Origin of the sequence: Desulfobaculum xiamenense (assembly GCF_011927665.1) — a bacterium.
Taxonomy (GTDB): Bacteria; Desulfobacterota; Desulfovibrionia; order Desulfovibrionales; family Desulfovibrionaceae; genus Desulfobaculum; species Desulfobaculum xiamenense.
In genome coordinates this window covers 29,924-43,076 of the sequence record NZ_JAATJA010000001.1, presented here as the reverse complement: position 1 = coordinate 43,076, position 13,153 = coordinate 29,924, and the positions used below count along the sequence as shown (strand labels likewise).

General features: G+C 63.2%; 11 protein-coding genes. 3 read left to right on the top strand and 8 right to left on the bottom strand.

Annotated features, from left to right (window positions below; translation table 11 throughout):
* Positions 1-115: 115 nt before the first annotated feature.
* Positions 116-865: a TetR/AcrR family transcriptional regulator gene (locus GGQ74_RS00195; protein WP_167939538.1), complete on the top strand. Its 750-nt coding sequence runs from the start codon at positions 116-118 to the stop codon at positions 863-865.
* Positions 866-1,030: 165 nt separating this feature from the next.
* On the opposite strand, the gene GGQ74_RS00190 is transcribed toward GGQ74_RS00195, so the two are convergent.
* Positions 1,031-1,645, bottom strand: coding sequence for an MBL fold metallo-hydrolase (locus GGQ74_RS00190; RefSeq protein ID WP_167939537.1), 615 nt, complete (start codon positions 1,643-1,645; stop codon positions 1,031-1,033).
* 675 nt (positions 1,646-2,320) lie between these two features.
* On the opposite strand from GGQ74_RS00190, the gene GGQ74_RS00185 reads away from it, so the two are divergent.
* Together GGQ74_RS00185 and GGQ74_RS00180 are read left to right on the top strand one after the other, a co-directional pair.
* Positions 2,321-3,376 carry an efflux RND transporter periplasmic adaptor subunit gene (locus tag GGQ74_RS00185; protein ID WP_167939536.1) on the top strand — a complete coding sequence of 352 codons (1,056 nt, stop codon included), beginning with the start codon at positions 2,321-2,323 and terminating at the stop codon, positions 3,374-3,376.
* A 9-nt stretch (positions 3,377-3,385) separates the two neighbouring features.
* Entirely contained in the window at positions 3,386-6,526 is a 3,141-nt protein-coding gene (locus tag GGQ74_RS00180) for an efflux RND transporter permease subunit (protein ID WP_167939535.1), read from the top strand.
* 157 nt (positions 6,527-6,683) lie between these two features.
* Here GGQ74_RS00180 and GGQ74_RS00175 read toward each other — a convergent pair whose 3' ends face one another.
* The 7 genes from GGQ74_RS00175 to GGQ74_RS00145 form a co-directional block, all read right to left on the bottom strand.
* A complete protein-coding gene (locus GGQ74_RS00175; protein WP_245168036.1) occupies positions 6,684-7,751 on the bottom strand; it encodes a PhzF family isomerase in 1,068 nt (355 codons plus the stop codon).
* Between the two features lie 78 nt (positions 7,752-7,829).
* The gene (locus tag GGQ74_RS00170) at positions 7,830-8,531 is read right to left on the bottom strand and encodes a molybdopterin-guanine dinucleotide biosynthesis protein MobB (RefSeq protein ID WP_167939534.1); all 702 of its coding nucleotides are present in this window, start codon (positions 8,529-8,531) and stop codon (positions 7,830-7,832) included.
* Between the two features lie 96 nt (positions 8,532-8,627).
* The gene (locus GGQ74_RS00165; RefSeq protein WP_167939533.1) at positions 8,628-9,665 is read right to left on the bottom strand and encodes an ABC transporter ATP-binding protein; all 1,038 of its coding nucleotides are present in this window, start codon (positions 9,663-9,665) and stop codon (positions 8,628-8,630) included.
* Positions 9,662-10,504, bottom strand: a complete 843-nt coding sequence (locus GGQ74_RS00160; RefSeq protein WP_167939532.1) for an ABC transporter permease — start codon at positions 10,502-10,504, stop codon at positions 9,662-9,664. The genes GGQ74_RS00165 and GGQ74_RS00160 overlap by 4 nt, the downstream gene beginning before the upstream one ends.
* A 7-nt stretch (positions 10,505-10,511) precedes the next feature.
* A complete protein-coding gene (gene wtpA / locus GGQ74_RS00155; protein ID WP_342448559.1) occupies positions 10,512-11,498 on the bottom strand; it encodes a tungstate ABC transporter substrate-binding protein WtpA in 987 nt (328 codons plus the stop codon).
* 273 nt (positions 11,499-11,771) lie between these two features.
* Positions 11,772-12,419, bottom strand: a complete 648-nt coding sequence (locus tag GGQ74_RS00150) for an energy-coupling factor ABC transporter ATP-binding protein (RefSeq protein ID WP_167939530.1) — start codon at positions 12,417-12,419, stop codon at positions 11,772-11,774.
* Entirely contained in the window at positions 12,416-13,117 is a 702-nt protein-coding gene (locus GGQ74_RS00145) for an ABC transporter permease (RefSeq protein WP_167939529.1), read from the bottom strand. Before GGQ74_RS00145 ends, GGQ74_RS00150 begins: the two co-directional genes overlap by 4 nt.
* Between the last annotated feature and the right edge of the window lie 36 nt (positions 13,118-13,153).

Here is a 13,153-nt window from a genome sequence, read left to right as displayed (position 1 = left end):
GGCAGCCTGTACACGCCGCGACCACACTACGCCGCGACAGTGGGCGTAATGAAAACGACTTGATCTGACACATTTGGCGCACGAAACTATCAAGGTTTGGAGCAAGAGACAGCATATGCAGACATCGCAGGACAGGTCCAAGATCAAGCAAAAGCGCATAATGACGTATTTCATCAAGGCCGCCAACGAGATCATCAAGCAGGAAGGCATTGGTGCGGTCACCATCCGCAAGGCGGCGGACATAGCCGGCTATGCGAGCGCCACACTTTACAATTACTTTGACAACCTTCCGCATCTCGTCTTCCTCGCCACGATGCACTACCTCGGCGAGTACCATGCCGCGCTTCCCCGCTACCTCGCCGGGTGCAAGAATTCGGTCGAACGCTACATGGCCATCTGCCAGTGTTTCACGGAATTCTCCCTCGACGAGCCGGAGATTTACAAGCTGCTGTTCTTCACCCATGGCGACGAGAAGCTCGAAGAATACACCAGACAGTACTACGAGCTGTTTCCCGAGAAGATCAAGAAGGACTGGCCCGCCCCCCTCGACAAGATCTTCAACATCAACAACATCTATCGCCGCAGCGCCATCATGCTCGACGACTGCGTCAACGAGGGCTTTCTCAGTCGGGAAAGCGCGGATGCGTTCAACGACATCGCGCTCATGGTCTCCAAGTGCATCCTCCAGGACTTCCAGGATGGCCTGTTGGACAAGGACACCGCCCTCAAAAAGACCATGGACTACTACCACCACCTGCTGGGGAGCTACCTGGACCCCGCGCATCGCAACCTGATGCCCGATCTCGAAAGCCTCAAGCGTCCGCAGGTGACCCCCGGCGAGGTCGAACTCGCCGCGCAGGCCTAGGCACAGCCTCGGCATACCTCGCAAAAAAACAAGGCGCACATGGCGGATGCATTCCACCATGTGCGCCTTGTTCCTTTTCCACCGGGGCGAAGGACGCCCGCGTACGCCGCGAAGCAGGCCGCCGCAGACGAGGATTTCTCCCGCCTGCGGCCAGTCCGCTCCGTCCTAGAAAAACGGATTGTGAATCTTCTCGTCGCCCGCCGTGGTCGAAGGGCCATGTCCGGGGTAGAGCACCGTCTTGCCCGGCATGGTGAATATTTCATTCTCGACGGAACGCATGAGCGCCTTGATGTTGCCGCCGGTGAAGTCCGTCCTGCCAATGGAGCGGGCAAAGATGAGATCACCCACGAAGGCCACGCCCTCTCCTGTGAAATGGAAGGTCAGCCCGCCGGGCGTGTGGCCGGGGGTGGGGACGACCTTGCACTTCTTGCCAAGGAATTCATGCATACCCTCCGCGATGGGGGTATAGCGGAAGTCCTCCTGCAAATCGGGATAGCCGGAATCGCCGCAGCCGAGAATCTCCATGTCGACGAGGAAGGCGTCATCGGCACTGGCGAGGATTTCCGCGCCGGTCAGCCGGGCGAGCTTGGCGGCTCCGTAAAAGTGATCGATGTGGATGTGCGTGACGAGGATATGCGTCAGCGTCAGATTTTCCTTCTTCAAAACATCAAGCACCGCCGAGGAATCGTCGCCGGGATCGATAAACACGGCCTTGCTGCCCTCGGACAGCAGATACCCATTGGTCTGGTACGGGCCAAGGCAAAACTTCCGGATCTTCATCGGGACTCCTTGCAAAGCGGTTGACGGAGTGGGAGCGAACGCACTCGGACGGCGGCCTGCGGTCTCCCGCACTGCCTCCTGTCGCACACGATGCGTCGCGACACGCCGCTCTCATGATCAGATTGGTTAACGGTTCGCCACGGTGGGCGCCGGAAAGCGCAGCCCACTGCGCAGCGCCATCCCGGTGAGGATTGCCGCGCCCGCATGGCGATCGTACATGGCGTCTTTATCCAGAATTGCGCCCACAAGCAAGCGAAGCCCTGCGCGGGCTCTCCGGGCCACGCCAGAGCAACCGGCTAGCAGGTCCGCCCGGACGGTGGAAGATAAGATTCTGCGCAATGTTGTCAAGAATCGACAGATGCGCAGCCGCCCGGTATCCTCGCACCCGAATTTCCCAGTCGGCATCCGCCTCTCACGAAAAGCGAAGCGAAACTCCCTGCGCACGCCGCAGGCGACATTGGCCACAACAGCTTGCGCACAGATCCTCCCCCGCTTCGGAAGCGGAAACCGGAATTCATACCAGACGGTATCTTTTTTCGTAATATTCTGATTTCATACAACAAAAATAAAACCCGCGCCGGACTTTACAGGCACACCCCCTTGTATCAAGGTGAATACGCCAAGTTTTCCGGCAAGATACAGGAACACAACATGTTCATTCGCAAGGATAAAATGATGATTCAAATACTGCGCGCAACCCTTCTTCCGCTCCTGGCGACGCTGGCGCTCCTGCTTTCCCCGCCAACGGCTCATGCGGAGAAACCCGCCGCCATAGTCAAAACGAGCACCATCGGCCAAGGAACCATTCAGGCTGCGGCCACATTCACCGGCTCCACGCAGTTCCACCGACAGGCCAATCTGGCCTCCGAACTAAGCGGACTGGTGGAAAAGGTCTTCGTGGACGAGGGCGACACCGTCAAGGCCGGCGAAGCCCTCGCCTGCCTGAACACCGAATTGCTCGACTGCTCCATCGCCGCCGCGCGCGCCGCGCTGGCCGAGCAGAAGGCCGTGCTCGACAACGCGCGCATCGACCTTGAACGTAAAAAGAACCTCATCGACGGTAGCGTCATCTCCCGCGACGAATACGACAGCGCATTCTACGCCGAACGCACGGCCAGCGCCCGCTACGCCACCCTTGAGGCGGAACTCGAATCCCTGCTGACCCAGCGCCGCAAGGCCTGCGTCACGGCCAAGTTCGACGGCGTGGTTCTCGTCCGACACGTTCAGGAAGGCGAATGGATTACCCCATCCTCCGCACTGTTCACCGTCGCCGCCGCCAAGGAAGTCGAGGTGCGCGTCCACGTGCCCCAGCGCCATCTGCCCGCCCTGCGCAAGGGCGCGCAGGTCACCGTGGCGATCCTCGGCGAGGAGCAGGAAGGCACCATCCGCGCCATCGTTCCAGACGGCGACCCCAAGACGCGAACCATCCCTGTCATCATCCGCCTGCGCGACCGTGGCACCGCTGCCGGTCTTGAGGCGTCCGTCACCATGACCGTCGGAGAGACGAAAACTGCCCTCATTGCCCCGCGTCAGGCCCTCGTGCGCCACGCCAATGGCGACGGCTACAGCGTATTCACCATCCGCGACGGCAAGGCATGGGCCGTTCCGGTCCGGGTGGAAGGCTACGCGGGCGACATGGTTGGTTTCTCCTCCGACGCGCTCAAGGCTGGCGCGCCGATCGTCACCAGCGGCAACGAACGACTCCGGTCCGGCCAGCCGGTTGTCCGGTAGGCACACATCATGGATCTCATCAAGGTAGCCATACGCAATCCGGTGGGCGTACTCGCCGCCGTCATCCTCTCGGTCATGGGCGGCCTGCTGAGCCTGTCCGCCCTGCCCTACCAGCTCACGCCGGACGTAAGCAAACCCGAGGTCTCCGTCCGCACCACATGGAAAGGCGCAAGCCCCTACGAAATCGAACGGGAAATCCTCGAACCGCAGGAGGAGAAGCTCAAGTCCATTCCGGGCCTCGAATCCATCGAAAGCATCGCCAACATGGAGCGCGGCACCATCAACTTGACCTTCCGGCTGGGCATTCCGGTCCGCGAGGCGGTACTTGAGGTCTCCAACAAGCTCGACGAGGTCAACACCTACCCCGACAACGTCGACCGCCCCTACATCCGCAGCACCGGCGACTCCGCCAACCCGGCCGTACGCATGTTCCTGCGCACGCTTCCGGAAAATCCGCGCCCCGTCTCCACCTACAAGACCTTCATGCAGGACGAGATCGTCCAGTACTTCGAGCGCATCCCCGGCGCGGCGCAGGTGGACGTGCGCGGCGGCACCAACGACGAGGTACACATCATCGCCTCCGCGCAGCGGCTGGCCGCCTACGGGCTGACCATCTCGGACCTCGTGGCCGCCCTATCCAAAGACAACATGAACATCTCGGCGGGCGATCTCGACGTGGGCCGCCACAACTACCGCGTGCGCATGGTCGGCGAGCATACCAGCATCGCAGACGTGGCGGGCACGGTGATCCGCGGCTACGGAGACCGCTTCGTGCGCGTAGGCGACGTGGCGGACGTCCGCCATGCCTACACCCTCAACGCGGACCCGGTGCTCTCCTCGGGCGCGCCGGGCATCGGCATGTTCATCCTGCCCCAGCAGGGCGTAAACGTGGTGGAACTGACCAACGAGGCCGACGCCGTCACGAAGCGCCTCAACGAAGACGTGCTGAAACCGCTGGGCGTCCGGCTGGACTGGGTGTACGAGCAGCGCCCCTACATCAATTCCGCCATAAGCCTCGTGCGCGGCAACATCTTCATCGGCGGCACGCTGGCCATCCTCGTTCTGCTCGTCTTTCTGCGCAGCGTGTCGGCCACGTCCATCATTTCGCTGGCCATCCCCATCAGCGCCATATCGACCTTCATGTTCATGAAGCTGGCGGACCGCAACCTCAACGTCATCTCGCTGGCGGGCATCAGCTTCTCCGTGGGCATGCTGGTGGACAACGCCATCGTGGTCCTCGAAAACATCGACAGGCACCGCAGCCTCGGCAAATCGCCCTTCGCCGCCGCCTACGACGGCACGCGCGAGGTCTGGGGCGCTGTGCTCTCCTCCACACTGACCACGGTGGTGGTCTTCCTGCCCATCCTGTTCATGCGCGACGAGGCGGGCCAGCTCTTCAAGGACATTGCACTGGCCATCACCGCCGCCATCAGCCTGAGCGCCGTGGTATCCATGCTGGTCGTGCCCATGCTCGCCGAGCGCATCTTCTCCTTCCGCGCGGCGCATCACAGCCAGTCGCACAAGCGCTGCGAGTGGATCGCCACGCTTGGCGAGCGCATCGCCGATTCCATGATGGCGCTGGTGCGCCTGTGCCTAAAGAACACCGCCACGCGCCTCGGCACGGTCATCGTCATGGTCGGGGCGTCCGCACTGGCCACATGGGCCATGTTCCCCAAGGTGGACTATCTGCCGCAGGGCAACCAGAACATGATCACGGCCATCATGGACCTGCCTCCGGGCCTGTCCACGTCGGAACGGCAGGAAATGGCCGACACCCTCGGCAAGGCCCTCGACCCCTACTATGGCAAGCAGGAACACAACGGCCTGCCGGGCATATCCCGCTATTTCTTCGTCGCCAACGAACGGCGGACCATCCTCGGCGTGTCGAGCACGCAGGAGCAGAACGCCCCGGCGCTCATCCCCCTGCTCACCGAGTTGACCTCGCAGTTTCCGGCGGTGCGCACCGTGGTCATGCAGCGCTCCATCTTCGCCTCAGGCCTCGGCAAGGGCCGCAACATCGACGTGGACTTAAGCGGCTCGGACCTGCCCGCCATGTCCGCGGCGGCAGCGCAAATGATGAAGCGCATAGGCGAGGCCATCCCCGGCGCGCGCGTGCGTCCCCAGCCGTCCATCGAACTCATCTACCCCGAAATGAACTTCATCCCGGACCGCGAGCGCCTCGCCTCCGTAGGCATGACACCCGAGGAACTCGGCATCGCGCTGGACGTGCTGCTCAAAGGCCGCAAGGTGGACGACTTCAAACGCCCCGGCGAGAAATCCGTGGATATGCTGGTCATGGGCGATCAGGGCGAACTACACGCGCCGGAGGATCTGGAGCGCGCGCTGCTCGTCACGCGGGACGGGGAAATCCTGCCCGTGGAGGCGCTGGCCAAGGTCGAGCGCACCGGCGGCATGAACGAAGTCCGCCGCCTGAACCAGAAACGCACCATCACCCTCCAGGTCACCCCGCCCAACGAAATGCCCTTGCAGGAGGCCATGGACATACTCTCCACGACCGTCATCCCGGACATGGAACACAGCGGCGACCTGCGCGGGCTGGAGACCTCGCTCTCCGGCACGGCCAGCAAGCTCACTCAGACGTTCTCGGCCCTGCGCGGCGGTTTTCTGGTGGCGGTGGCCATCACCTACCTGCTTCTGGCCGCCCTGTTCGGCAACTTCGCCTATCCGGCGCTGATCATGCTTGCCGTGCCGCTGGCCTCGGCGGGCGGCTTCATCGGCCTCAAGCTGGTCAACGTGACCATCGCCCCGCAGCAGCTCGACGTGCTAACCATGCTCGGCTTCGTCATGCTCGTAGGCATCGTGGTCAACAACCCCATCCTCATCGTGCACCAGAGCCTCATCAACGTGCGCGAAAAGGGCATGGACCACCTCGATGCCGTGGTCTCCGCCACCCGCAGCCGCCTGCGCCCCATCTTCATGAGCGCCACAACCAGCTTCCTCGGCATGCTGCCGCTGGTGGTCGCGCCGGGCGCGGGATCGGAACTCTACCGAGGCCTCGGCGCGGTGGTTCTCGGCGGCCTCATGCTCTCGACCGTGATGACCGTCTACCTCGTGCCGTCACTTCTGGCGTGGCTCATCCGCATGGAAAAACCCGGCAGCGCCCTACGCGCCGAGGCGGAGCGGGGCTAGGCGACAACGAACCAAAAGCTCAACACTTCGGCACCCCCTGTGCGCCAATGCGCACAGGGGGTGCTTCATAAGAAATAAATACCGCAACGACGGAATCGCAAGTCCTACCACAGGCACAAGCCCGAACAGACTACGTGGCGGGAAGGCGTCTGAAACGCTACACCTTCGTCGCGGTGACGGCCCCCTCTGGAGACGTCATCAAGAGCACGTCCATCCGCCCAGACCCGACAGCCACGCCACCGATCTGCACCTTATACGGCCTGCCATTCCGGCGGTGTACCGTCACCTCAATGATTCCTTCCCTCCCCATCGCCACACCCTGCCTGCCGCAATACCTGAACGTATCCTGCGCAGGCAGCTTTCCGTACAGCGACAGATAGGCCCCGCAAGGACCGTTTCCGTTTCCGGTAACAGGATCCTCGTCAATGCCGATCGCCGGAGCGAACATTCTGCCGCTGGTCAGGTTCTGGGCATCCGGCCCATTGAGTGTGAAGACAAAGAAACCATTGCAGCGTATGGCACGACTGCATTCGACAAGGGCCGCCATATCCGGCGTCAGGGAATCAAGCTTGTCCTCGGAACGGATGGGAACCATCACCTTGGAATGCCCAGTGGAGACCTCCTGCACAGGAAGATCAGGTAGCAGATCTGCAGCCTCCAAACCAAGTGCGGCAAGAATCCGATCAACCATCTCTCTGCCGTAGGGTGGCGAAAACACCACCTCCCCCTGAGTCATGACGACCTTCATGTCCTCACCGGACCCAACGATATCCACAGGCAGAATCCCCGCGCCAATTTTGGCGAAAACGGTGACGTCCGCCAGCCCAAGTGCTCTGGCACGGGCATGGTGCGCACCGACGGTAGCATGACCACAGGTAGGCACTTCCGTCGTCGGGGTGAAATAACGGATATGCAGTTCATGATCGGCGGCCTCAGGCGTCGGAATCATGAACGCGGTCTCGGAGACGTTGACCAATGCGGCCACAGCCTGCATCTCAGCTTCGCTCAATCCGGTTGCGTCCAGCACCACACCCGCCCGGTTTCCCTTGCCGGGCGTGGACGTGAACGCATCCACCAATTCAACCGTTATGTTCCTGTTCATGCGCGAAGAGTATGAATTCCCGCAGGCAAAGGCAATCTTCGGCAGAAAAACGTTACCCCGCGCATCCCACCCGTCACAAAAAGAAATCCCCCACGCGTACAGCCCGAGGGATTTCCATATCATTTGTCTGCCTCCAAAGGAAAAGCCCCGGCACAACCGGGGCTTTTTCTTTGGGCGAAACGACAAAAAAACAATGAAGCGTCAGCTCTTGATGGTGATCTCCACGTCGCCGGACGAGACGCCCTTGAGTTGGCGCAGCATGCCCATGATGGCACCGGAAAAGAGATCGCTGACGAAACCGTTCATGGGCACCGGCACGCCGCCGACGCTCACGGAGACGCTGCCCTTGCGGGCGCGGCACTGATCGGGCGTGGCCTTGCCCTCCACGATCTCGCGGGCAAGGGCGGCGCAGTCCTTGCGGCCACAGGACCCACAATCCAGCCCTGGCAGAGCGAAGCCCCGCGCCAGCACCAGATCCGCCAGCGTGACCACGTCCGTGACGTTGGTCATGTCCGGAACGGCGATAGTGCCGTAGCTCGCCAGCGCAAGGCCCTGATCCAGCGCCCCGGCGTCGGCGATGCTGCGCAGGAGCATAACGCGCGGCAGCCAGCCGAGGCTCTTGCCGCCCTCGACCACCAGCACGTCGCAGTCCAGGAGTGGTGCAATGTCGGGCAGATAGCGCTTGCCTTTCCAGAACAACGCAGCGCCGCTGTCGCTCAGCCCGGCACACACGCCGTAGGTTTCGCGCAGGCGGTCGGTGTCCGTGTCCGCGCCGTCGAGGCCGTGATGCGTGAACTTCGCAGCCGCCACGCGCACGCCGCGGCTCTTCAGTTCCTCGCCAAGGGCCACCGCAAGGGTGGTCTTGCCCGTGTCCTTGTATCCCACAATGCTTACAGCAATCATGCGTGATTCTCCCGCTTGCGGTTCAAGACTTTCCGAACCTGTACCGGGAACACCGGCACAAGGCAACACCCGCCAGCGATTCCGAACGGTTATGCATCAGAATGCATGCACGGCCCCGGCGGAGAAGCCCACGCTCACCGCGTCGCCACTGCGGATGTCGGATTCCATGAGACTGCGCCGGTCCATGAGTGCTCGAAAATCCGCACTGCCGCAACGCACGGCGACCTCGTACACGAAACCGAGGTCGCACACGGTGCGCACGTTTCCCTCATAACGCACGTAATGATCGGGAATGCCACCGTCGCGCGAAAGCACGAGGTCCTCGGGCCGTAGCGCCACATGGCCGCATCCATCGGCCACGGGATGCGGCAACGGACAGCGCAGCCCGTGGAACACGGCCTCCCCCGGTGCGAAATGCGCCTCGAACACATTCTTCATGCCCACGAACTCCGCCACGAAAGGCGTCCGAGGACGGCAGAACACATCGCGCACCGGTCCCACCTGCTCAAGCGCCCCATCACGAAGGACGCCCACCCGCTCGGCGAGGAACAGCGCCTCGGCAAAGTCATGCGTGACCATGAAGAACGTGGTCCCAAGTTCGGCGTGCAGGGTCTTGAGCAGAGCGCGAATCTCCTCGCGAAAGTTGGGGTCCAGCGCGGAAAGCGGTTCGTCGAGAAGCAGCACGGGCGGATTCACGGCCAAGGCCCGCGCCAGCGACACGCGCTGCTGCTCGCCGCCGGAAAGATTGCACACACCCCGCTCACGAATGCGCGACAGGCCGAGGACATCCACCAGCCACTCTACGCGCCGCGCGGCCTCGTCACCGGCAAGGCGGTGATAGCGCAGGCCATAGGTGATGTTCTCCATGACCGACAGATGCGGGAACAGCGCGTTGTCCTGATAGACGATGCCCACGCCGCGCCGCTCTGGCGGCAGGGCCGTCACGTCGCGCCCGGCCACGGTGATGCGCCCGCGCGCCTGCGGCACCAGCCCGGCCACGGACTCCAGCACCAGCGACTTGCCCGACCCAGTCGGCCCGATAAGGGCGAAGAACTCGCCATCCGCCACGTCCAGATTCACGTCGCGCACGCAAAAGCCCGGCAGGACGATATCCAGATGCTCCATACGGATCATGCGGCCCTCCTCGATGGCTGCGTCACCACGCGCAGAAGCAGGAACAGCACGAGACACACGGCGATGAGCCACACCGCCACGGGCTGCGAATAGCGCAGACCATAGGCCGTGAAGCGCTCGTACATGAGCACCGGTGCCACGCGGGGATGGTAGGCGACGATGATGATGGCCCCGAACTCGCTCACCGCCCGCGCCATGCACATGATGAACCCGGCCAGCATGTGCCGCCAGCACAGCGGAACCGTGACGCGCAGAAACGTCGCCGCGCACCCGGCACCAAGACTGCGCGACACGTTTTCCAGCCGCGCGGGCACGCCCTCGAAGCCGCTCTTGGCCGCGCTCACGTAAAAGGGCAAGCCCACAAAGGCCATGACCACCACAATGCCAAAGGATGTGCCCATGAGGCGCAGCCCCGCCGCGCCCAGCGCATCACCCAGCCAGTGCCCGCGCCCGGCGATGCTCAACAGCGCGATGCCCACCACCGGATGCGGCAGCATGATCGGCAGGTCAATGACGCTCTCCACAAGCTTGCGCCCCGGAAACGACGCCCGCGCGAGGAGCCACGCCAGCGGCGTCCCCAGCGCGAACACGGCGGCGGAGGCGGCCCCGGACGTCCATATCGAGAGCAGTATGGACTGGCGCACTTCGGGATCGCTCGCGGCCTCGGTCAGCGCTTCGAGGCTTGGCTGCGAGATCATCTCGTAGAGCGGCAGCAGGATGAAGGCCATGACCACCGCGCCGCACGCGCCGCACAGCCATGGAAACACGCCGCCGGAAAGCGGGAGCGCATACGCGCCCACTTTCCGGCGGAACGGGAATGAAGCTGCTTTGTCGGTCATCGGAAACCTAATCGCGGACCTCGACCAGCTTGGCGATGCCCGCCGGAAGCTTGTCCTTCATCTCCTGCGAGGGCACGCGGGCGGGAATGAACGGCGGCTGGCCCATCTCGCGCAGGATGCGCAGACCTCCCTCGGGGTCGAGCAGATAGGCCATGAAGGCCTCGGCAGCCTCACGGTTGGGAGCGTCACGCAGAATGGTCACGCCGTAGGTGCAGGACGAGCCCTTGCGGGTAATGAAGGTTCCGGGCTTCTTGCCGGTAACCTCAACCTCGGCCTGCGCGTAGAAGGGGTCCATCTTGTAGTTGCCAAGATTGATGTGGTCGTTGAGGGCCACATACTTCAGGCCATGCTGGACGGCCACGGAGAGGTACTCCCACGCGTAGTCCATGTTGCCGCTTTCGAGCAGGGAAATCAGTTCCACGGACTTGGGCCGGATGTTCTCCTGCGGACGGTTGGCCAGCAGCGCCTCGTACAGCCCCTTGCGGCCGTAGAACTTCTCGGCGAGCTGAAGCACCATCACGCTGCGGTAGCCGCAGGGGTCGAGGTTGGGATCGGAATGTCCCCACACCACGTCCTTGCGCAGGAGGATGTCCATCCAGTTCTCGGGGGTGATCTCCGAGGCATAGCGGCTCTTGTCCGTGTAGCACAGCACCAACTGGTTGCTGGCGAAGCGCACGTTGGCGTCGGCGAAGCCGGGTACGAGAGTCTTGTCGATAACGACGAAGTCGGCGGAGGCCATGATGTCGGCGGGCTTGCCCAGCTCGGAAATCATCCGCGCGAGCTTGGTGCTGCCACCGGCCTCGCGCAGGACATCCACGCCGGGATAGCGGGCTTCGAACTCCTGCTCCATGGCCTTGAAGGGCACGGACAGACTGCCCGCATGGAAGATGATCAACTGGCCCTTCGGCTCGGCGAACGCTGCGGGGGCTGCCATCGCAACGGTGAACGCCGCCAGCGCGGCGACACAAAGGATACGAGCGGCTACGAATTTCACGTGTGACTCCTTGTGCTTTCTCATGCTTGCCGGTTTGCGGAACCCATGCGCCACATACGACGCAAAGGGCCTCATCGGCATAGCACTCCAGCGAATCCACGGTCAAATTTTTCGTTCGAATTCATAGCGTTGGGATCATCATCGCCAAAACACACCCAAACAGACCGATTCCGACACACAGGTCCTCGGACATACAAAAGCCGCATCGCGTTTTGAAACGCGGTGCGGCTTCATGCTTCACAGTACCGGCTGTCCTGAAAACGAAAGGGGAAACTAGCTCACGATGCGTCCCTCGCGCATGCGGATGGTCTCGTCGGCCACCTCGCCCAGCCAATCGCGATCATGGCTGACCACGACGATGGTCGCGCCCCAGTCGTCGCGCGCGGCCTGCGCCGCGCCCATGATGCGCTTCGCGCTCTCCTCGTCGAGGCTGGCCGTCGGCTCGTCGAGCAGCAGCACGCGGGGCCGCAGCACGAGCCGCGCGGCAAGGGCCACACGTTGCGCCTCGCCGCCGGAAAGCTCCCGCCAGCTTCGGCGCAGGAACTTCTCTGGAGCAAGGCCCACCATGTCCAACGCACGCCCCACGCGCTCGGCATCGTGCGGCTCGCCGCGAACGGCAAGCCCATAGGCCACGTTGCCCTCCACGGAGCGCTTGAGGAGATACGGCTCCTGCGTCAGCAGGGTCACCTTGCGCCGCACGCCGTTGCCATTTTCCGCGCACACCTGCCCGGCGAATCGGATCGTCCCGCGCTCCGGGCGCTCCAGAAAGGCCAGAATACGCATAAGGGTCGACTTGCCGCTGCCGTTGGGACCGGCCACGCCCACGATGCGGCGCTCGCCGATGCGAAGCGATTCCACGTCGAGCACGGTGCGCCCGGCGTACACCTGCCGCACGTTGTCCAGTTCGTAGATGGCGCTCATCGGTCGTACTCCGCTAGCCGTCGCAGGCCGGAAACGGAAAGGTTGACGCCGAAGGCGATGAACAGGAGCACCAGCCCGAGGGCAATGCCCATGGCGAACTGCCCCTTGCCCGTCTCCAGCGCGATGGCCGTGGTAATAGTGCGGGTGTGCCACTTGATGTTCCCGCCGACCATCATCGAAATGCCCACCTCGGACACGATGCGCCCGTACGCGGCCACCGCCGCCAACGCGAGATGATAGCGCGCCTCCCAGAGGGTGGTGGCCAGCACCTGTCGGGGCGACGCGCCAAGGGTCTCCAGCGTCAGCCGCAATCGCCGGTCCATGTTCTCCACGGCCGTGGCGGTCATGGCTACGACGATGGGCAGCCCGAGCATCACCTGCCCCAACGCGATGCCCGGCAGCGTGAACAGCAGTTCCAATTCGCCGAACGGACCGCGACGCGACAGCATGGCATAGACCAGAAGCCCGATGACCACCGTGGGAAAGGACAAAAGCGTGTCCACCACCATACGCACCCCGCGCTTGCCGGGAAACGTGGAGTGCCCGAGCAGAAAGCCCAGCGGCGCGCCAAGGATCATGCTGCCCGCAATGGACAGCGACGACACGACGACCGTGGTCCTGATGGCGGAATAGGTCTCGGGATCGAGGGAGAAGAGGAGCACGAAGGCCCTGACAAGTCCGTCCAGAAGGTAATCCATGGTTCTCCGTAGGCGTCCGGGAAAAACCGGCACGGG